Source organism: Pseudoalteromonas arctica A 37-1-2 (genome assembly GCF_000238395.3).
GTDB classification, from domain to species: Bacteria; Pseudomonadota; Gammaproteobacteria; order Enterobacterales; family Alteromonadaceae; genus Pseudoalteromonas; species Pseudoalteromonas arctica.
Genome location: NZ_CP011025.1, coordinates 3492012 through 3513656, shown reverse-complemented (window position 1 = coordinate 3513656; position 21645 = coordinate 3492012). Strand labels below are relative to the sequence as shown.

The following is a 21645-nucleotide window of genomic DNA, read 5'->3' as shown; positions in this document are numbered from 1 at the left end:
TTTTTAAAAGGCTTATTATGTTTGATTTACCCCAACTCGATTTAAAAAATAAAGTATCGGCACAAGAGTGGCAACTTCGTGTTGATTTAGCCGCATGTTATAGACTGGTTGAGCACTTTCGTTGGGGGGATTTAATCTATACGCATTTATCAGCACGTTTGCCTGGCACTGACCACTACTTAGTGAATGCCTTTGGTTTAACCTTTGATGAAGTAACTGCCTCTAATTTAGTGAAGGTCGACTTAGACGGTAACATTATTGACGATACGCCATTTAGTATTAATCCAGCTGGTTTTACTATTCATAGTGCGATTCATGAGGTACGCGAAGACGCTCATTGTGTTATTCACCTTCATACTAAAGAAACAATCGCAGTCGCTACACAAAAAAATGGTTTATTACCGCTTAGCCAATATTCAATGTTTTCACTGCCATCGCTTTCTTATCATGGTTACGAAGGGCTTGCAGTAAACGACGACGAGCGAAAAGTGCTGCAAGATGATTTGGGCAGTACTAACCATATGTTATTGGTAAATCATGGTGGCTTAACAGTAGGGCCAACGGTAGGCGATGCGTTTATGCGCTTTTATGATTTACAGCGAGCGTGTGAAATTCAATTAGCGCTACAATCAAGCTCGCAAGAGGTGATTGAAGTACCGCAACCTATAATCGACAATATTTATAATCAAGCAAACGTAGTACACAGTGGCAGCACTGGCGGGCAACTTGCGTGGCCTGCGATGTTACGTAAAGCGTATCGACTTGACCCTAGTTTTGCAAAATAACCCATAGCGGTTAATAAGGAATTTTAATGAAAGTAAATCGCGTTGAAGTATTTGATATTCACTGTCCTGATAGACCTTCTTGGACACCTGTGTTTGTACGTATTCATACTGACGAAGGTATTAGTGGTGTTGGCGAAGCGGGCCTTGCATACGATTTAGGTCACAGTGCTGCAGCGGCTATGATTAAAGAAATGGCCGACGCCTTTTTAATCGGCCACGACCCTTTTCAAACAGAAAAACTATGGTCACGTATGTTACGTGAGAGCTTTTGGGGTTTAGGCGGCGGACCAGTTGTATATGCTGCAATGAGCGCAATTGATACCGCACTTTGGGATATAAAAGGTAAAGCGCTTGGTTTACCTGTATACCAGTTATTAGGCGGTAAGGTTAACGACAAACTACGTACGTACGCATCGCAATTACAGTTTGACTGGGATAGCGAATTTAAAGCGCTAGTACAACCGCAAGAATATGCAGAAGCGGCTTTAAAGGCGATGGCCGAAGGTTACGATGCAGTAAAAGTAGACCCAATTCAGTACGATAAAGACGGCAATACTTATTACGACCGTACAAAAATAATCTCACGCACTGAAATGAAGCTATACCGTGCACGTATGCAAGCTATTCGCGAAGCAGTAGGCGACGAAGTGGATATTATTTTTGAATGCCACAGTTTACCGGGCGTGACAACAGCCATTCAGTTGGGTGAAATTGCAGAAGAATTTGACTGTATGTACTTTGAAGAGCCAGTTAACTACCTAAACCACTCATTACATGCAAAAGTAGCAGATAAAGTTAATGTGCCAATTGCTGGTGGTGAACGTTTGTATAATCGCTGGGGTGTGCGCCCGTATTTAGAAGATCAAAGTATTGATGTTCTACAACCTGATATTGGTTTATGTGGTGGTTTTACCGAAACCAAAAAAGTGTGTGATTACGCTGATATTTTTGATGTGCGTATTCAAGCTCACGTATGTGGCGGGCCTGTTGCAACGGCAGCATCACTGCACTTAGAAACGGCTATCCCTAACTTTTTGATTCATGAGCACCATACTTATGCGATTAAAAAGTGGAACCGCGAGTTATGTTTACAAGACCCACAACCTAAAAATGGTTTCTTTGAAGTATCAGAAGAGCCTGGGTTAGGTATTGAATTAAACGATGAGATTGTTATGCGTTCTCAACGCGTAGAAATAAAATAATAGCCTTTTAACCTAACTTTAGGTTATGCATTAAAAAGCCGGTAAGTGATTAGTCACTTACCGGCTTTTACTTGTTCGGGGGGAGGTAAAGCTTGTTATAACTCGTTGATTTTACATTCCACGTCTTTAAGTTCAATAGTTGCTTTGCTATCGAGATGGCGTATGTAGCATTGCTTGCCTTTAATCATCAATTCAAACTGATCGGGTGTATTGCGACTTTGCGTGTCGATAATATTATTACCATCCACATTGCTAAGGGTTACTGTGCTGCTGGTAGTAAATACATCATCAGCTAATTGAGTCTCTTGTATATGTACAAGTGTTTTAATTGCTTTGCTAACGGCTGTTTTATTTGGCTTTGCCAGTAGGGCATGTTGCAGCTTAGGTGTCGGGTCTGGGTTTTGAGATATGCAGCCATTGAGAAGAAGCGCTGAAAATACAACGATTAGTAAAAAGTACATTTTCATAAATTGGCCGTATTATCACAAAAAGAGAGTTTAATATAACTAGTTTTACTTACACTTGGTAGTAGTGCTTAGCGTTTTTATAGCTAAGGTCATGCCATGTCTTATCGTTTGAGCATAACGCCTTATGGCAGTGCCATAGATTGTTGTAGCTTGTATTTATTTGGCACACAGGGAAGTTGCTAGCAAACATAATACGCTGCTGGCCAAAGTGATTAAAAAGAAAACTAAAACACGCTGCTTGTTGCTCGCTGGTGAGTTGTAGTAATTCAAAACCAGAGAATTTAATTGCTATGTTGTCATGCTGAGCAAGTAACTCAGCACCTTGTTGCCAGTCATTTAAATTACTTGGCAGTCCTGCATGATTAATTATAATTTGAAGCTGCGGTAGCTGCTTAGCGTAGTAAGCTATTTGTTTGGTTATTTCGCTATTTTCAATATCAAATTGAGCTTCAAAATGCAGTTGGGTATCTGATAATATTGTTAGGTTTTTAAAACTATTAGCATCTAATAAACGCTTTGCGTCAGTACCTTCGGTTATATCTCTAATGCCACACAAACTCAGATGAGCTAAAGCTTCTAACGAGTTTATAAACTGATCAGCCGATGAGTCAATTTGGTTGTAACTAATAGCCTTAAATGAAAGGCTTTTTAAATGCGAGTCTAGCCAGTTTAGCTCGTTAATAGGGGAGGTGTTATCAAACCCGGCTTCTATATGAACAAGCCCTACTAGCTCAAAGTCAGTACCTTTAACAAGTTGCTGTGCACTTACTGGCTGTTTTATTTTTTCTAAATTTGGCCACACTGGTGGGTTAGCGCCTTGTAGCCATGAGTATTGACCTTCTACTAAATTAAAAAAGTGTACGTGTGGGTCAATAATTTTTAGGCTCATTGCAGATTACTCATTGGGCAGTGTAGCCACCGTCAATGCTTTGTAGGCTGCCAGTAATAAAGCTGGCATCGTCGCTTGCTAAAAAGCTCACAAGGGCAGCAACCTCATCGGCTTGACCTAATCGGTTAAGCGGTTGAAGACTTGCTTCCTCGGCAACTATTTCAGCTTTGTTTGCGCCACTTTTTGCGCAGTACGCATCTATCGCGTTATGAAATAGCGGGGTTTCTATTGTGCCAGGGCATACCGCATTTGCTCTAATATTAAAACCCGCATAATCAAGCGCTGTTGTTTTAGCCATTGAGGCAAGGGCATGTTTTGTTAGGTTATACGCAAAAGAGTTTTGCTTACCTATAATTGCCTGATCGGAAGCGACTAATATAATAGCGCCGCCATTTTGCGCTTTCATGCTTGGCAATACGCTTTGTATTGCGGCATAAGCGCCTTTAACATTAAGCGCAAAAAGTGCATCGAGAGTTTGCTCGTCGGTGCTTTCTATATTTGCGCTTAAGTGTTTTCCAGCATTAGAAACAAGTACATCAATACGTTTGCTTTGTTCACAGATAGCGTTGATACAGCTTTGTACCGCCGATACATCACTTACATCACACTGATGAAATATACCGATTTCGCTCAGCTCTATATCAAGGTTATGTACTTCATAGCCGTTGTTTAGCAAACGCTTAACTACGGCTAAGCCAATACCTTTTGTACCACCTGTAACGACTGCAACTTTAGACATACTTACTTCCTTTATTGCTAACTAGTGAGAGTGACCACAGCCGCCTTCAGCGTGCACGTGTCCGTGAGAAACTTCTTCACTTGTTGCTTCACGTACTGATATAACTTCAACGTCAAACGTTAGCGTTTTACCAGCAAATGGGTGGTTTAAATCACAATCTGCGTTAAAACGACCAACCTTAACAATAGTAACCTGATGACGACCTTGGTTAGAGCTAACCATTGCTGTCATACCTGGTTTCCATACTTTAACATCGCCTTGTAGATGCTTAAGCGGGATACGCTGAATTAAGTCATCAACACGCTCGCCGTATGATTCACTTGGCTCTAGAGTTACACTAAATTTTTCGCCAGCTTCTTTGCCTTCAAGTGCTTTTTCTAAACCAGGAAGCATACCTTCGCTGCCATGAATGTAAGTAAGTGGCGCTTCGTTTGTGCTACTTTCAATTTGCTCGCCCGCTTCGCTAAGGGTGTAATGAAATTCAACTGCTGAATTTTTGCTAATTTGCATGCTTGTCTCTTAAAATAATAACTATGTTAGGGCGCAATTTTACGCGAAATATACTTGTTTATAAACTTAACGTGGCTGATTTAGTGTTTTTTGTAAATTTAGCAGAAAATCTTTTTTTGTTGGGGCTGCTTTTTGCTTTTCAGCCTGTGGTATAAACAGTACTAATTGAGTACCAGGCTTTAAAATGCTCGATGCAGAGAGTTTGTTCCATTTTGCCAAGTCGCTATGGGGTACATCGTAAAGCTGACTTATACTCCAAAGGCTATCGCCCGACTTAACTTCGTAATCTATTTCAATGGTGGGAATCGCAATCTCTTGGTGTTCTAAATAAGGGCTAATTTTGTAATCAACTGTTAATGTGCTTGGCAGGGTTTTAGGTTGTCCAACTAATAACTTTTCTCCAACGCCTATTAAATTATTATTTTTGTTATTAAGTTGTTTTAAAGCTTTTACCGACATACTAAAACGTCTAGCAATACCGTAAAGCGTGTCGTTTTGTTTAACGATGTACTCTCCAGCAAAGTTTGATTTAAAAAACTGACTTTTTAATAAGGCCTCTTGCCCTATAGGCAGCAGTAAAGTATGCGGCCCGTTAGGTGAGCTTTGATTTTTTAAATATCCCTGATTAATCGCGTGTAACTGCTTTGAACCTATACCAGAGAGCTTAGCGATGACTGAAAAGTCGAACTGCTGGCCTATATTCATCTGTGTTGTAAATGGCTTATATGCAAGCTTTGGGCGTTTAATGCCCTTTTGTGGGTGCTTAACTAAATAGCTTAAAGCGAGTAACTTGGGTACGTAGTCGGCGGTTTCTTTTGGCAGACTGAGTGACCAGTAATCGGTGCTTTTACCGCGCTTTTTGTTTTTTTCGATTGCGCGTTTAACGCGGCCCTCACCACTGTTATAAGCAGCCAAAGCATGTAGCCAATTACCATCAAAGCGTTTATGTAAGTAGCTTAAGTAATCAAGCGCTGCATCGGTTGAAGCAAGTACGTCTTGGCGCCCGTCGTACCATTGGTCTGACTTAACTCCAAAGTGATGCGCTGTTGCGCCAACTAACTGCCAAACACCAACAGCTTGCTGTGATGAGGCTATCGTTGGTCTAAAATCGCTTTCTACAAATGGTAGTAAAGCGAGCTCCATAGGTAGTTGCTTTTGCTCAATTTTTTTTACGATATGATACAGGTAAGGCGCTGCGCGTTTACTCACAGTTTGCAAGTAGTTAGGTTGCTTTGCGTACCAGCTGATACGCTTTTTTAACGCGCGATTTTGATAAACCGTAAAGTGTAGATTGTTGGCTATATGCACCCACAGATCGGTGGTTTTTGGTGGGCGCTTTTTTACGATTGTTTTTTTGAATTGAAGTGGCGTAACGTGCTCACTAACTTGGGGCGTTTGAGCTACTTCCTCGTCAATATCATAAGTATAATAGTCAGGCTCAAAATGAGTAAATATTTGTGGAGCTTCTTGTGGTTCTTGCTCCGTTGATTGACAACCAAATAACAAAATACCCAAACAACATAAAACCAAACTGCGCATAGTGATCACTTTTGTAAATTCCTTTTATTATTTTAACACAATCCGTTGTGTTGAGTTATTCTGCGCTTTTTGCGCGATTTAGGCCAGCTTGTAAAAAGAAGTTGCTCGATTTTATATTAAGCGCTTCTTGTTTATAAGGCTCAATAACTGATTCAGGAAACGATAGCATTAACTGCTCAATACTTTGATCTTTATTGTTTTTAACGTGCTCTGTTATGGCTGTTAAAAATGATAGTGGCTGTTTCAGCTGCTCTTTTGTTAATGTGCCGCCGTGCCCAGGTAAAATAATAGTGAGCTTTTCGTCGTTAATATATTGCTTAAGCAACGTTTGCCAACTTTTAAGTTCACCGTGTCCAGGGTAAGGAAGCCAGTCAACGATATCGCCACCAATCAGCACACTGCCATTATTGGTAGTAATAGTTAAATCACCGTTAGTATGGGCTTGCTGCGGCTCAAGCGTTACCTCAAAACCACCAAGGTCGATAGTTTTACGATTATCTATTGTTATTTTCGGTTCGCCAAGTTGATATTCTTGCCAGCGAAAAAGTCGTTTTTTTGCAAGCTCTAACTTATTTCGCCATTTAGCTTGCTCTTCTTTGGGCACATTCGCTAATCGTTGGTAGCTCAGCTCAATGCTCTTTTCATAGGTGTCTAGTTTGTCGGTATATGCTGTTTGATAAAGGTTAAAATTTTTATTTACCTGCTGATGAACAATGAGCTTGGCATCAGGATAAAAATTTTGCATAACCGCCATACCTAGCAAGTGATCGTCATGGTAGTGGGTAGCCACTAAATAGCATAAGGGTGTTTTAAGGCGTTTCTTTAAATCTTCAGCAAGTTGTTCAACTGCAGCAAAATTGGCGCTCGTATCAACAAGTAGGGCACATTTTTCGCCTTCAATTAATACTTGGTTAGAGTCGTAAAAGCGAAGCTTGTCTTGTTGCTTTAAAAACTGAATATGAGGGTTTATTGTATTCCAAGTGACGGCAGCATAGGTGCTAGGTACTATTGATAATAAAGTGCATGCTAATAGTAAGTGCTTACATAAAGAGGCTATGTTTGAAAGTTTTAACTTCATTTATTATCTCTACGCTGATGTTTAATTACTTTAATAATAAACAAAAAGCGCAGTATGCGCTTTTTATTTTTGGTGTTTGGGGTCATTTGCCAAATGCTGACTGAGTTTATCAATCATTTGGTCTTGATGCTGTTGCTCAACTGTAGCCTGTGTTTTTGCTTCTAGCAATTCGTGGCTTAAGTTTAATGCTGCCATTAGTAGGGCTTTTTGATCGTTTCTAACGGTTGAGCGTTGCTTCATTTGCTCAACTAAGTCATTTAGATTTTTAGCTGCTGCTATTAATGCATCTTCCTGCCCTTCAGGGCAAGCAAATTGCTGCTCTTTACCTAGCAACTCAACAGTGACCCGCTGGTTTTGCAGCTCAGACATTAGCTAGCCTGTTGTGCGCTTTGTAACTTATCAAGAAGACCAGATAAAGTAGTGCTGGCATCTTTTTGCTTTTCTTCATTTTCTAAAGCTTCAAGTTGTAGCAATTCGTTGTCATCGCTTAGTTTAGTGTTCTGTTCTTTTAAAGTAACAACATCTGTTTGTAATTGGTTATTACGTTCGATTAAAGAATCGATCAGTTGTTCGAGTTGTTGAAGAGTAGTGTTATTCATAAAGGCGCTCATATAACTGTAATTAATGTCATGCAAATGTAAAGCAAAGTGTGTTGATTTGCCAGCATTTACGGTGGTTTTAGCTGATTTTTCTTTTGCGTTAAGGGATAATTCAGCATATGGGCTTTTTCATTCAGAAATGGTTCACTTAAACACTCTCTTATCTTGGTGTAAGTTGCCAAAGCCTAGTGCTTATGGTTCACTTACGATATTAAATTGCGTATGGCGAAAATAAATAATGCTTAGTTACAGACACTCATTTCATGCGGGTAATCCTGCCGATGTACTTAAACACTTAGTACTGGCACAAGTGCTAAATTATCAAACAATTAAAGATAAACCGCTTGATTATATAGACACACATTCAGGTGCTGGCTTTTTTGAACTTGCAGCTGCCGATGCGCAAAAAACGCAAGAGTATCAAGATGGTATTGAAAAACTTTGGCATCATAAAAGTGAGCATGCTGAGCTTAATGAATACATTGAATTAATTAAGTCATTTAACGACACTGACGAACTTGCGTTTTATCCAGGTTCACCAAAAATTGCAGAGCACTACTTACGCCGCCAAGATAAGGGTTGGTTTTTTGAACTGCACCCTCGCGATTTATTATTACTTGAAGAAAACATGCAAGGTAAGCGATCTATTCGTGTACGTGGAGAGGATGGTTTTGCAGGTTTAGTTGGTTTATTACCACCAGCATCTCGCAGAGCGTGTGTGTTAATTGACCCTCCATACGAAATTAAAGATGACTACGAAACGGTTGTAAAAACCTTAGTTAAAGCTCATCAGCGTTTTGCTACAGGTACTTACATGATTTGGTATCCGGTTGTTGATAGAGAACGCATTGATAATATGGAGCAGGGCTTAATTGATTCAGGAATGCGCAACATTCAGTTATTTGAATTAGGCACTGAAGCCGATACTGATGTACACGGTATGACAGCATCGGGCATGATTGTAATTAATCCTCCATGGAAGCTAAAGCAAACAATGGATGCAATAATGCCTGAACTTGTTAGTTTGTTAAGTGAGCCAAGTGGTTTTTACAGAAGTGAACAACTCGTTGATGAGTAACTTTAAATAGCGCTTATAACGAATAATAAAATGCCCAGCTTTGCTGGGCATTTTATTTAAAACCAATACGAATGTGTTAGGTAATATTTATATAAGGGAGCTAAATATTAATTAAAATAAACCGCACTAAAAGTAGCAAGTGTATTACCGCGACTGTTTTTAAGTTTTAGTGATTCACCTGTTATTTCCCACTTTGAAGTTTTGCTAAGTACGTCAGACATAGTCGCTTCTTGGCTCATATTATCCGAGCACATCTTTTTTGTACTTGCTAGCTGACTAAGTGTAATTGTTTGCTGCTCGGTACTATAGCTTCCGCTAAAATTATTACAGCCTAAAAAGCCATTAACGCGGTGGTCTTTATTGAACTGAATGAATGGTTCTTTAGTTGTAACATTCACAGTTTGAGCATTTATTGTTATTGCTTTCCAGTAAGTATTTGTGAGTGTTACATCGGGTTTTTGAGTCGACACTTTTGAAAGCTCAATTTTATAGGGGGTAGTTAACTGTGATTCTGCAAACGGGTCATGATTTGTTGTACTTGTGTAAAGCACTTTGTCTTTATTTATAATTCTGGCGCTTAGGCTATAGCGATGTTTATCGCTAATTTTGCTGGCATCATAAATTAGCTCAACGGTAAATGGCGGGGCTTGGGTTACATCAATCACTTCTTGTGTGATTATATCGGCTTTTACATCCATTTTAGATACATTGGAAAGCGTAACTATTAATTGCGAGCCAGGGCGAAGCATACTGCGATCTTTGTAGCTAGCTTGGATAGTTAGGCTGGTTATTGCTTCTGCAATTTCTGTGTTTTCAGTCGATTTAGTTTGCTCACCGCAGCCAGTTACTGCAAAAGCGCTAAGCGCCAATAAGCCAATCCCTGCAACTGCCTTTTTACGCGAAGATACTGCTTGATGCTTTTCCATGTTGGTTATCCTTACTCAATATTATGTCCTTAGTGTATTACCTAGTTACTTAATCATTCCTTAACTTATTTTAAACATAAAAAAAGGCGCATTAGCGCCTTTAATAATTAAAAACAAACGATTATTTTTTAACAAACTTAGTTAAAATAACAATGCGCTGGCCGTCAACTCGCCCTTCAATATGTTCAGGGTTGCTGGTTAGGCCAATATTACGAACAGCTGTTCCACGTTTAGCGGTAAGGCTACTGCCTTTAACGTCTAAGTCTTTAATTAGGGTAACAGTATCGCCTGCTTGAAGTACTACACCGTTGCTATCTACATGCTTTAAATCGTCATCTTCGGCAAGTGCTTTTTTAGCCCAGGTTAGCGTGTCTTCTTCAAGGTAAATCATGTCTAGCGCATCTTGTGCCCAGCCATTATCAGGCGCTAAACGCGAAAGCATTCTGTAAGCTACAACTTGTACTGCAGGAGTTTGGCTCCACATGCTATCGTTTAAACAGTGCCAATGTGTAGGCGTTATTTCGCTGTTATTCTCGATTTGATCTTTACATGTTTGACACGTGTAAATACATTTATCTGAGTGGGTTTCAGTTACCGGTGGTACTTCATAAACAGATAAGTTCTCGGTGGCTGCACACAATTCACATTGATTATTACTACGTTCGATTAAGGCTTTTTCAATACTCATGGGGCTATTTCTGATTCTGGTCGAGTTAACATTTGCTGCTATTATACTCCAAAACACGAGCTCTGCGCCATTAGTCCCTTAATTTTGTGTGGGTATATTACTCATATACTTATCTTCAATACTTTTTATATATCCTTGAGCGTGAAGGTTTTTAATTGCTAGGTTTATTTGGGGCAATAATTCTTTATGTTTGCTCAATAAGCGAATTCTTAAAAAACCATGGGAATGCTGTGCGCCAAAGGCAATGTTTATCTCTAACTGCTCTGCCCAATAGAGCGCAGTTAACTTACCTATTAGCGCTGCTTCTACACGGTTTCTTGATAGAGCGGTCATAAGTTCTTTCTCGGATGGAAAGTCAACACGCTCAAAGGTGTTGTCATTAAAGTAATAGTAACCTAGTACCGTTCCTATATTTTTGCCCTTTAAGCTATCAGCGTTTTGCCAGTTCTGGGCATTTTGAGGCAAGGTAACAATCATTTCTGTGGCATAAATAAGGGGCTCTGAAAAAACATAACGAGAGTCATTTCTCTCATCCTTTGGGAGCCATTCTAATGAAATAACATCAAAATCGATTATTTCATCTTGTAAATATTTGGTAATACGCTTTGTGGGTAGGTCGATATGAGAAGCTGCAATATTTGCATCATCGAGTGCTTTTTCAATAATTTCGGGTAATACACCAGGCTTTTCTGGATCATTTGTATAATATGGATAATGACTACCTGACGCGCTAACATTGTATTTGAGGGGAGTAGGGTTAATGCTGGCATAGCTAAAAAATACAAATAGCAGAGGGCTCAGTACTAATAACCGAATAAAGTTAGCCAAATCTCCACCTTTTATATTAATATTTTTATATTAGTGTTGTGTAATTTTAACATTTTTGCAATGACGACTATGTTTATCTTATGCGAGTTGCATTAAAGTACACATATTATTGGCTGTTTTGCCATCTCTTATTTATAGGTTTAGAGCCAAGTGAAATTAAATAACATACCTGATGAGGTACAAAAAATAACTCAGTTTGTCGCGCGGCAACCTATTTTTGATATAGACCAGAATGTTTTCTCGTACGAACTGCTTTATCGAGACTCAGCCAACAATGCGTTTCCTGTGGGCACTTCTGATGTGCATGCGACAAGCCGCCTGTTTTTTAATGCATTAATGTTGGTAGGTTTAGATAGACTTACCGCGCATCATTTAGCTTTTATAAACTTGTCATCAGAAACTATTCTCGATAACTTTCCCAAACTTTTATTGCCAGAAAATAGTGTTATTGAAATAGTAGAGCGCACGGGCAATATTCCTGCGGTTGCTGAGCGTGTGCAAGAACTTAAAAAAGAAGGGTATGTTTTTGCACTTGATGATTACGATGGCGATCCAAAATGGGAGCCACTATTAGCACATGTTGATTACATAAAAATTGAGATAGATGATCCGGTTATTAAAACCAATATGCGCATTAAAAAAATAAAACGCGCAAATCCACATGCAAAAATAATTGTTGAACGAATAGAGACGCATGAACAATTTAATATATTAAAATTGGCAGGCTGTGATTTATTTCAGGGGTTCTTTTTCTCTCGCCCAGAAATGATTACGTATAAAGGTGTAGAGCCTTCAAAGTTAACTGTTTTTGATCTATTGCGTTTTACAGCAAAACAAAAACTTTGCTTTAAAGAAGTTCATCAACGAGTGGCCAGAGATGTAGCCATAACAGCCAGGGTTTTAAAGCTGGCTAACGCGCGTTCAGGAAAAGCAAATTTAGTCATTACGTCTATTTCACAAGCGGTTATTTATTTAGGTGAAGATACAATAAGGCAATTTGTTCGTGTATTAGCAATTAGTGAGTTGGGGGTCGAAAAACCAACCGAATTAACTAAGCTTGCTTTAACGCGGGCTCAATTTATGTCGCTTATTTTAGAGCAAAATAATAAAAAGCTGACCGAGCAAGGGTATCTAGTGGGTTTGTTCTCGGTGCTTGATGCCATTTTAGATGCTGATTTAAAAGACATAGTTAAAGAGTTTACCTTAGATGCAGCTATATCTGATGCGTTACTATTAGAGAGCGGCATTTTAGGAAACTGTTTATCGCTTATAAAAGAATTTGAATTAGATAATGTAGATGAAGCTATGGTCCATTTGGCCAACATAAACTCAGAGCTACACATTGGCGATATATTTAATTTTTTACTGGATGCTGTTTTATACAGTGACGATATTATTGAGGCAATAGCAGAATAAATATGCGTAATTGGTTGTCGGTTATAAGTGTAGTGGTTGCTCTTTGTTTATTGTTTCCTGGTATTACAAAACCAGTATTAACAATAGAGGGCAACATAGATAAATCAAAACTAGCGCAAGCGGGTATTGAAATGCTGGCTGAAGAGGGCGATGGTCGAACTCGCAGTATGCTAATGATGTTCTCGAACATGCTAGGGCTTGATAAGTTAGAAGGTGAGATTAGCGCCTATAACAAAACACAAAGTATTTTAGGCACAGTTAAAGAGCTTGCTAGCAATAATAATTTATTTGTAGCCGCTTTAGTGGGGTTGTTTTCTATTGTTATTCCAAGCTTGAAGCTGCTATTACAATTGCTTTATTGTTGCCTACCTTTGAATGGGTTTAAGCAAAAGCTCGGTCTGGTTATTTGTGCATTAAGTAAGTGGAGCATGGTTGATGTATTTGTTATTGCATTAATAGTGACTTACTTAGCAGGTAACGCCCATGGTAAAAGTGGTGAGCTACTTGTTATGAATGCACAATTTGGTGAAGGGTTTTGGTATTTTAGCGCATATTGTATATTTGCAATTATCGCGAGTAACTTAATTAAAACACCTGATAAACCGCAGTCTACATAATTAAAGTATTTGTGGTTGCCGTTAGGTTACCTTACAATCATTTTAAAGTTTATTAAAAGGCATAATGTTGCAACGTTTTTACTCTAGTTTACTCATGATAACTTTACTGCTCACTTTTGTGGGTCAGGCAGTTGCGTCTGTAGCTATGGTATGCGAAATGCCACATATGCCAACTAAAACAGCAACGCATGCCCAAATGCCAATGACACAAAGTAGTGATGCAACAGCTGTCGTTAGCATGTCTGAAAATATGATGCAGATGGATTGTTGCGACGACGAAAGTACGCCACAAAATGACTGTAAATGCCCTATGAGTGGCTGCGCTGCTAACTCAATGCTTAATGTTGATACTTTATTTAGCGTTACTTTACTTGAATCTGAAAAAGTAAATGTACGTGTATTTACTACACAAATTAATATACCTCGTTCACTCTATCGCCCTCCTATGTCTGCTTAATAGCAGGATAGGTGTATGTAAAAATTGCGGTAACCCCGCTTATTGGTAACTCCTAAACACCTTTTTTGCTTCCTAATTTAAGATTTTCTTTTATTTTTAGATGGAGCAGGTGATGAACCACGCTGTAAGTATTAAAGTCGTATTATGTAGTGTTGTGTTATTTAGCACCGCTGTTAATGCGCAAAATAACCTAAATACCGAAATACTAAAGCAAACTAGTAATGAGCAAACGCTTAGCTTAACGCAAGCGCTTAATTATGCGCTAACGCATGAGCCATGGCTAAAAGCGAGTGGCTACCAAGAAGATGCAGCAATAGCGCAAAGCATTGCTGCAGGCACCTTACCCTATCCTGTTTTAACGGTTGGCTTACTCAACTTACCTACTAACGGTTATGCGTTTGATCAAGAAGGGATGACGCAGCTTAAAGTTGATTTGAGCCAAAAGTTTAGCCGAGGGAATAGTTTAGCGCTTAGACAAAAAGCATTAGCACAGTCTGCTCAACAATACCCTTGGCAGCGCGCCGATCGCTTAGCACAAGTAAAAGCAATTGTGATTGAGTCGTGGTTAAACGCGTATCGTGCTCAGCGAAGTATTGCTTTAATTGAGCAAGATAAAGGGCTATTTACTCAACTTATTGACATTACCGAAGCAAGCTACGCAAGCACCTTAGGTAAAACACGTCAGCAAGATATTATTCGTGCGCAATTAGAACTCACCCGTCTGGAAGATAAGCTGGTTATGCTTGAGCAGCAATTTGAAAGTGCTAAAAACCGTTTAGCACAGTGGTTACCTATGAATATGCTTATGCAGCCTTTAAATACTGAGTTTACTAAAACCGCAGGGCTGGTTGATTTTGCGAGCCTTGAATTTGATGAGCTAATACAGTTGCTTATGGCGCATCCCGCAATTATTGCGATAGATAAAACCGTAACGGCAAAGCAAACCGAAGTTGCGCTCGCTAAGCAAAGCTACAAACCTCAAATGGGCGTTAATGTGGGTTATGGTTACCGAGATGATACCCCGATGGGTGAGTCGCGAGCTGATTTACTCTCTGTAGGGTTTAGTATTGATTTGCCATTGTTTACTGATAACAGACAAGATCAACAGGTTAAATCGGCTATTGCTAGTGCAGAAGCTACTAAAACACAAAAGCTGGTGGCGCTTCAAAAACTCAAAGGCATGTACTTTAAGGAGTTTAGCCAACTCGCTCGCTTGCAAAAACGCGATGCGCTTTATCAAAATACGTTATTACCGCAAATGTCAGAGCAATCTCAAGCAACACTTAATGCTTATACACGCGACGACGGGGATTTTTCTGACGTGATGCGCGCGCGCATTGGTGAACTTAATGCCAAAATTGATGCACTGAATATTCAAGTAGATCAACATATTATTACCGCCCGCCTTAATTATTATGCAAGTAGCTTAGACCCCCAAGTAATGAGCGAGCAAACTGGAGAATTACACAATGAATACTAATTTAAAGTTACTTGTTGCCGCCTTAGTTGGCGCAGGCGCCTTTGGGTTAATAGGCGGCTTAGTAATGCAGTTTTTACCTAGCAACTCGGCAATGAATGAACAACAAATCGCTGACAAACAGCCCTTATATTGGGTAGCCCCTATGGATAGTAATTACAGGCGTGACGCGCCAGGGCTTTCGCCAATGGGAATGGATTTAGTACCTGTGTATGAAAACGCTAGCAACGCTCAGGATGGACCAGGTGCTGTAACTATTTCGCCTGCAGTAGTTAATAACTTTGGTGTAAGAACTGCCAAAGTAGAGCTTAAAACACTTCACAGCGATATAAATACTGTGGGTTATGTGCAATATAACCAAGACCAACTTATTCACATTCATCCGCGTGTAGAAGGCTGGATTGAAAGTTTATATGTTAAAGCACAAGGCGCAGAAGTTAAAGCCGGTGAGCCTTTATATACATTGTATTCACCACAATTGGTGAACGCACAGGAAGAGCTTTTATTGGCAGTTAATCGTAATAATACCGTGTTAATTCGCGCTGCAAAGGCGCGTTTAGAGTCGTTAAATGTGTCTGATGGATTTATCGAGCGCTTACAAAAAAATAAAAAGATAATGCAAAATATTACTTTTTACGCAAAGCAAAGTGGTGTGGTAGATGAGCTAACAGTACGAGAAGGCTTTTACGTTAAACCAGGCACATCAATGATGAGTATTGCCCAGCTTGATGAAATTTGGGTAGAGGCGGAAGTGTTCGAGCGCCAATCAGAACAAGTGAGTGTTGGGTTGCCCGTTACAATGACGCTTGATTACTTAAAAGGTCAAAAGTGGGAAGGTAAGGTTGATTACATTTACCCCGCGCTTGATGCTAAAAACCGGACTCTGCGTGTAAGGCTTAGGTTTGAAAATGCAGATCATCGGTTAAAACCAAATATGTTTGCACAAGTGAGCATTCACGCTAAAGCGAGTAAGGCGCAATTTACAGTCCCTAAAGAAGCGGTAATCCGCACGCAGCATCAAAACCGCGTGGTTATTGCATTAGGTGAGGGTCGTTTTAAATCAATAGAAGTTGAAGTTGGGCAAATTAATAGTAATGAAGCGGTCATTTTGTCAGGTGTAATGACAGGTGACACGGTAGTGACTTCAGCGCAATTTTTAATAGACTCTGAATCGAGTAAAAGCTCCGACTTTAAACGAATGGAAATGCCTAGTTCTAGTATTAGCTCAGGTATGAGTTCGGATTCTGGTTCAGACTCAAATATGAACATGGATATGCAGCCACAAAACGCCACGGTTAACGGCACTATTAATGCCATAGATATACAAAATCGCATTATTAATATTAGCCGAGAAGCCATTGAAAAATGGAATCGAGAACCCGCCACAATGGACTTTGTATTAGCGCCAGATATTGATGTTACTAAGTTTGAAAATGCCCAGTATATTAATTTTACTTTTAGCATTATTAACGATGAATTTGTAATTACTAAAGCGCAAAACGCAGAGCCGATTGATCATTCTACTATGCAACATAGTTCTCACTAGGAGCCATTATGATAACTGCCATTATTCGCTGGTCTGTTAGCAATCGCTTTTTTGTGTTGTTGCTTACATTAATTTTACTGGGTGGAGGGTTGTTTGCTGTAAAAAATACTCCAGTGGATGCCTTGCCTGACTTATCTGATGTTCAGGTCATTATAAAAACCACTTACCCGGGGCAAGCGCCGCAAGTAGTGCAAGACCAAGTTACATTTCCGCTCACCACAGCAATGCTTTCTGTGCCGGGTGCACAAACTGTAAGGGGTTTTTCGTTTTTTGGAGACTCGTACGTTTACGTTATTTTTGACGAAAAAACCGATTTGTATTGGGCGCGTAGCCGAGTACAAGAATACCTAAGCCAAGTAGCGAGTAGATTACCCGATAGCGCTACGCCAGAGCTTGGCCCTGATGCAACAGGCGTAGGTTGGATTTACTTATACGCACTAATTGATAAAACAAATAAACACGATATTAGTCAGCTACGAAGCTTACAAGATTGGTTTTTAAAGTTTGAGCTACAAACTGTGCCCGGTGTATCTGAAGTGGCTGCTGTTGGTGGCATGGTTAAGCAATACCAAGTCAATGTAGAGCCCGATAAATTACGTGCTTATGGTATCCCGCTTAGCCTCATTCAAACCGCTATTCAACAAGGCAACCAAGAGATGGGCGCCTCAGTAGTTGAAATGGCTGAAGCAGAATACATGGTAACAAGCACAGGCTACATTAAGAGTGTTGCCGACTTGGAAGCTATTCCGCTTGGTGTAAACGCCAACGGTACTGCGCTGCAATTACGTGATGTAGCCGATATTAGAGTCGGACCGCAAATGCGCCGTGGTATTGCAGAACTGAATGGTGAAGGCGAGGTAACCGGCGGCATTGTTATTATGCGCTATGGCGAAAATGCACAAAAAACCATTGAGCTCGTAAAAGCAAAATTAGAATCGCTTAAAAAGGGATTGCCAGAGGGCGTTGAGATAGTCCCTGTGTACGATCGCTCCAACTTAATAAATAACGCGGTAGATAATTTAACAAGTAAGCTAATTGAAGAGCTTATTGTAGTTGCCTTAGTGTGTGTGGTGTTTTTGTTTCATGTGCGCTCATCGCTGGTGGCGATTATTACATTACCGCTTGGAATTTTAACGGCATTTATAATTATGTATTGGCAGGGGATTAACGCCAATATTATGTCTTTAGGAGGAATTGCAATAGCGATAGGCGCAATGACCGACGGCGCTATCGTCATGATTGAAAATATGCACAAACATATGGAAAAAACGCCCCTTACCAACGAAAATCGCTGGGAAGTTGTGGCTAAATCGGCGAGTGAAGTGGGTCCTGCATTATTTTTTAGTTTATTAATTATTACCGTCAGCTTTATGCCGGTATTTATTTTAGAAGCGCAAGAAGGACGTATGTTTGCGCCACTGGCTTACACTAAAACCTATGCTATGGCAGCGTCTGCTGGGCTTGCGATTACCTTAGTGCCGGTATTAATGGGTTACTTTATTAGAGGTAAAGTCATTTCGGAGCAAAAAAATCCAGTTAACCGATTACTCGTCGCAGCGTATCGTCCACTACTTAACTGGGTGCTTAAATTTCCAAAAATGACATTGGTACTCGCGGTGGTTGTTTCTGTTATTGGCTTTTATCCAGTAAACAAAATAGGCAGTGAATTTATTCCGCCACTTGATGAGGGCGACTTAATGTATATGCCCACAACGTATCCTGGTTTATCGGTAGGTAAAGCGCGCGAAATACTACAGCAAACCGACAAGTTAATTGCCACAGTACCCGAGGTTAAAACAGTATTTGGTAAAGTTGGGCGAGCAGAAACTGCAACAGATCCTGCACCTCTTACAATGATAGAGACGTTTATTCAGCTAAAGCCAAAAGACGAATGGCGCGAGGGTATGACTCTTGAAAAACTTAAAAAAGAACTCGACGGTTTGGTTAAGTTTCCGGGGTTGACGAATGCGTGGGTAATGCCAATTAAAACACGTATTGATATGCTCGCAACCGGTATTAAAACTCCCGTGGGCATTAAAGTTGCGGGACCAAAGTTGAGTGAAATTCAAAAAATTGGTCAACAAATAGAAGTGCTTTTAAAAGATGTTCAAGGCACCGCATCGGTTTACTCAGAGCGAGTAGCCGGTGGACGTTATATAAAAGTAGATATAAATCGTGAAAAAGCCGCGCGTTATAGCTTAAACATTAGCGACGTACAGCAAGTTGTATCTACTGCAATAGGTGGTACAAACGTAACACAAACTGTAGAGGGGCAAGAGCGTTACCCTGTTAATTTACGTTATCCGCAAGCATATAGAGACTCGCCAGAAGAGTTAATGTTGTTACCTATTGTAACTCCTACAGGGCAGCGTATAGCACTTGGTGATGTAGCCGATGTATTTATTGAAGATGGACCGCCTGGTATAAAAAGCGAAAATGCACGTTTAAACGGTTGGAGTTTTATTGATATAGATGGCGTTGATATTGGTACTTACGTTGAGCACGCTCAGCAAGTGCTCGATAAAGACCTAATACTACCTGCTGGCTACTCAATTACGTGGGCTGGGCAGTATGAATACATGCAGCGCGCTAAAGACAAACTGACTTATGTATTACCTCTTACATTAGCGATTATTATTGTATTGCTTTACCTTAATTTTAGAAGCTTTGCTGAGGTCACTATTATTATGGCTACGTTGCCACTGGCAATGATTGGTGGCGTATGGCTAATGTATTTAGAGGGCTTTAACTTTTCAGTTGCAGTAGGTGTGGGCTTTATTGCCTTAGCCGGTGTTGCGGTAGAAATAGGGGTCATTATGTTGGTGTATTTAAACCAAGCCTATCAAGAAAAATGCCTCGAAGCAGAGCAAGCCGGAAAACCGCTTAGCTTAGTGCAATTACAGCAAGCTATTATTGAAGGAGCAGGGCTTCGAGTACGCCCGGTTATGATGACTGTCGCGACAATTATTATCGGTTTATTACCTGTACTTTATGGTACAGGCACCGGAAGCGAAGTAATGAGCCGAATAGCAGCGCCTATGGTTGGCGGTATGGGCAGTGCAATTGTACTCACCTTACTTGTTATTCCTGCTGTTTACTTGCTGTGGCGCAAACAAGGACTTAAATAATATAAAACAACAAGACGATAAAGCAATGCTGTTACTACTCACGCATTGCTCTATAAAAATTACCTATAATTTGTAAGTTGTTCTATTAAATAGCGAGTTATTACTCATGTTTAAATTAACTAACTGTTTTTAAATAGCTTTTTAATTGGCACGCTTTACGCAGTGTATTACCTATACAGTCAACTAAGTAAGGAATGCACATGCAAGTTAAAACAATTAAAGAGGTATACGATTGGACCGTTTTGTTTCATACGCAAATGGCGGCTAATTTTTATAGCGTAAAGGATTTACTCGATGAACATAATGCAATGCTGGTGGACTACTACCTAAATTACGAAAAAAAACTCGCCGAAGATTTAGTCGGGTTTAAAGCGATAACTGAAATAAATACGCTCGATACGTACAGTTATGAATACTTTGCTAAAAATCCTGAGCTAATTACTTTTGAAGACATTAGTAAAGATCAGCAATTCGATGAAGAAGTCATCCAAGGCTATTTAGCACAGCAACATCAAAAAGTGATTGAGTTATATGAATACTTACTTGAACGCGCCGAAACTCAAAGTGGGCAAGAAAAGCTTCAACAAATACTAGAGCTTGAAAAGCAAGGTATAAAGCAAATCATGCAAAGTACTAATCGTCATATGGATATGTAGCTTTATAAAAGAGCGGGATTACTGAGTTTATCTCGCTCTTATTAGCTTTAAGGTGATTATTTAAAATAGCTGATGCTTGCATCGGCTTATTTTATGTCTGCGTTAAATAATCTGCAGAGCATTTTGATGGACTAAAATGGTATGCGTGTCAGTTGTATGGCACGCATAAATGGAGGTTAAACTTCTTCCGTATCTACAATTAAATCACTTGTAATTGATTCCAATGCTTCAATAACTTCGTCTTTATCCATACCATTTGGCAAAGTAACGGTAGCAACAGCGCTAAAAATAGGCACTCCCCAATTAGGTGCACTTTGTTGTCTTGAATTTAAGTGAGTAATATTAGCGCCTTTATGACGTATTACACTTGCCAGTTCTTGAACAATACCAGGACGGTCGTTACCTGTTATAACTAGATTAATTTGCTCTAGTGTTGATGGTTCAATCTCTGTGTTTCCGGTTTCAATACGAACGTCTAACTTAGGTAACTTATTTAAAGCACTTTGTAATGATTGAAAATGCTCCTCAGCAACTTCAAGTTGAATAATACCTGCAAAATGACCTAATAAATGGCTTAAGTTACTACTAAGCCAGTTGCCATGATTTTGTAATACGACTGATGAGATGCTCTGTACTAAACCAGGGCGATCTTTCCCTAAAATAGTTATAACCAACTGCTTCATAAATAATTCTCTTTTTAAGCCCAAAGAAAGTAAATGCATAGGCATTAAGTATGTTGTCTAATTTAAATTGTGTGTTGTTGCACTTTTTTATAAATCTTTGATTATAAATTAAAAAAATGGATATAGTTGTGTTGACTATACGCAGTATTAATAGTCATTATTATTTACTAAGTACTCTTTTAGTATTGACCTCGATAAATACTTTGTCCAATTATTTTATAATTTAGTTCACTTATAAATCACCTATTTGAAGCTAATTTAGACTTTTCCCTCGTTAGTTTTATTTAAAACTGTTTTAGAGTGCTTATTATTACTGCTGTAACATTACTGTCATCTT

22 protein-coding genes are annotated in these 21645 nt (G+C 39.5%); 10 read left to right on the top strand and 12 right to left on the bottom strand.

Annotated features, from left to right (window positions below):
• Positions 1-17 precede the first annotated feature (17 nt).
• Positions 18-785 (top strand): class II aldolase/adducin family protein, encoded by a 768-nt coding sequence (locus PARC_RS15955; RefSeq protein WP_010554363.1) that lies wholly within the window; start codon positions 18-20, stop codon positions 783-785.
• A gap of 26 nt (positions 786-811) precedes the next feature.
• Positions 812-1987, top strand: coding sequence for a mandelate racemase/muconate lactonizing enzyme family protein (locus tag PARC_RS15950; RefSeq protein ID WP_007375956.1), 1176 nt, complete (start codon positions 812-814; stop codon positions 1985-1987).
• 95 nt (positions 1988-2082) lie between these two features.
• Here PARC_RS15950 and PARC_RS15945 read toward each other — a convergent pair whose 3' ends face one another.
• The 8 genes from PARC_RS15945 to PARC_RS15910 form a co-directional block, all read right to left on the bottom strand.
• Complete coding sequence (locus tag PARC_RS15945; RefSeq protein ID WP_010554364.1) at positions 2083-2454, bottom strand: hypothetical protein; 372 nt, start codon at positions 2452-2454, stop codon at positions 2083-2085.
• A 49-nt stretch (positions 2455-2503) separates the two neighbouring features.
• Positions 2504-3343 (bottom strand): amidohydrolase family protein, encoded by an 840-nt coding sequence (locus PARC_RS15940; RefSeq protein ID WP_010554365.1) that lies wholly within the window; start codon positions 3341-3343, stop codon positions 2504-2506.
• Between the two features lie 10 nt (positions 3344-3353).
• The gene (locus tag PARC_RS15935) at positions 3354-4082 is read right to left on the bottom strand and encodes an SDR family NAD(P)-dependent oxidoreductase (RefSeq protein ID WP_010554366.1); all 729 of its coding nucleotides are present in this window, start codon (positions 4080-4082) and stop codon (positions 3354-3356) included.
• A gap of 21 nt (positions 4083-4103) precedes the next feature.
• On the bottom strand, positions 4104-4592 hold the full coding sequence (locus PARC_RS15930) for an FKBP-type peptidyl-prolyl cis-trans isomerase (protein ID WP_007586440.1): 489 nt from the start codon (positions 4590-4592) through the stop codon (positions 4104-4106).
• 66 nt (positions 4593-4658) lie between these two features.
• Positions 4659-6131 carry a LysM peptidoglycan-binding domain-containing protein gene (locus tag PARC_RS15925; protein ID WP_010554367.1) on the bottom strand — a complete coding sequence of 491 codons (1473 nt, stop codon included), beginning with the start codon at positions 6129-6131 and terminating at the stop codon, positions 4659-4661.
• Between the two features lie 55 nt (positions 6132-6186).
• Positions 6187-7209, bottom strand: a complete 1023-nt coding sequence (locus PARC_RS15920; protein ID WP_010554368.1) for an MBL fold metallo-hydrolase — start codon at positions 7207-7209, stop codon at positions 6187-6189.
• Between the two features lie 63 nt (positions 7210-7272).
• Positions 7273-7578 (bottom strand): cell division protein ZapA, encoded by a 306-nt coding sequence (locus PARC_RS15915; RefSeq protein WP_007586447.1) that lies wholly within the window; start codon positions 7576-7578, stop codon positions 7273-7275.
• Positions 7578-7808, bottom strand: coding sequence for a hypothetical protein (locus PARC_RS15910; RefSeq protein ID WP_007586448.1), 231 nt, complete (start codon positions 7806-7808; stop codon positions 7578-7580). Before PARC_RS15910 ends, PARC_RS15915 begins: the two co-directional genes overlap by 1 nt.
• A gap of 238 nt (positions 7809-8046) precedes the next feature.
• On the opposite strand from PARC_RS15910, the gene PARC_RS15905 reads away from it, so the two are divergent.
• Entirely contained in the window at positions 8047-8886 is an 840-nt protein-coding gene (locus tag PARC_RS15905) for a 23S rRNA (adenine(2030)-N(6))-methyltransferase RlmJ (RefSeq protein ID WP_007586449.1), read from the top strand.
• Between the two features lie 107 nt (positions 8887-8993).
• Here the strand turns inward: PARC_RS15905 and PARC_RS15900 are convergent, their stop codons facing one another.
• From PARC_RS15900 to PARC_RS15890, 3 genes are all read right to left on the bottom strand, one after another.
• Positions 8994-9812 carry an META domain-containing protein gene (locus PARC_RS15900; protein WP_010554369.1) on the bottom strand — a complete coding sequence of 273 codons (819 nt, stop codon included), beginning with the start codon at positions 9810-9812 and terminating at the stop codon, positions 8994-8996.
• A 121-nt stretch (positions 9813-9933) separates the two neighbouring features.
• Positions 9934-10500, bottom strand: a complete 567-nt coding sequence (locus PARC_RS15895; RefSeq protein WP_007586451.1) for a PhnA domain-containing protein — start codon at positions 10498-10500, stop codon at positions 9934-9936.
• A gap of 78 nt (positions 10501-10578) precedes the next feature.
• A complete protein-coding gene (locus PARC_RS15890; protein ID WP_010554370.1) occupies positions 10579-11328 on the bottom strand; it encodes a substrate-binding periplasmic protein in 750 nt (249 codons plus the stop codon).
• A gap of 150 nt (positions 11329-11478) precedes the next feature.
• On the opposite strand from PARC_RS15890, the gene PARC_RS15885 reads away from it, so the two are divergent.
• From PARC_RS15885 to PARC_RS15855, 7 genes are all read left to right on the top strand, one after another.
• Entirely contained in the window at positions 11479-12744 is a 1266-nt protein-coding gene (locus tag PARC_RS15885) for an EAL and HDOD domain-containing protein (RefSeq protein ID WP_010554371.1), read from the top strand.
• Between the two features lie 2 nt (positions 12745-12746).
• Entirely contained in the window at positions 12747-13361 is a 615-nt protein-coding gene (locus tag PARC_RS15880) for a paraquat-inducible protein A (protein ID WP_010554372.1), read from the top strand.
• A gap of 94 nt (positions 13362-13455) precedes the next feature.
• On the top strand, positions 13456-13818 hold the full coding sequence (locus PARC_RS15875; RefSeq protein ID WP_225913250.1) for a hypothetical protein: 363 nt from the start codon (positions 13456-13458) through the stop codon (positions 13816-13818).
• A gap of 112 nt (positions 13819-13930) precedes the next feature.
• Positions 13931-15298 (top strand): TolC family protein, encoded by a 1368-nt coding sequence (locus PARC_RS15870; protein WP_010554374.1) that lies wholly within the window; start codon positions 13931-13933, stop codon positions 15296-15298.
• Positions 15288-16841 carry an efflux RND transporter periplasmic adaptor subunit gene (locus tag PARC_RS15865; protein WP_010554375.1) on the top strand — a complete coding sequence of 518 codons (1554 nt, stop codon included), beginning with the start codon at positions 15288-15290 and terminating at the stop codon, positions 16839-16841. Before PARC_RS15870 ends, PARC_RS15865 begins: the two co-directional genes overlap by 11 nt.
• Before the next feature lie 8 nt (positions 16842-16849).
• Positions 16850-19969, top strand: a complete 3120-nt coding sequence (locus PARC_RS15860; RefSeq protein WP_007586458.1) for an efflux RND transporter permease subunit — start codon at positions 16850-16852, stop codon at positions 19967-19969.
• Between the two features lie 200 nt (positions 19970-20169).
• Complete coding sequence (locus PARC_RS15855) at positions 20170-20625, top strand: hypothetical protein (protein WP_010554376.1); 456 nt, start codon at positions 20170-20172, stop codon at positions 20623-20625.
• A gap of 176 nt (positions 20626-20801) precedes the next feature.
• Here PARC_RS15855 and PARC_RS15850 read toward each other — a convergent pair whose 3' ends face one another.
• Entirely contained in the window at positions 20802-21308 is a 507-nt protein-coding gene (locus tag PARC_RS15850; RefSeq protein WP_010554377.1) for a glycine cleavage system transcriptional repressor, read from the bottom strand.
• Between the last annotated feature and the right edge of the window lie 337 nt (positions 21309-21645).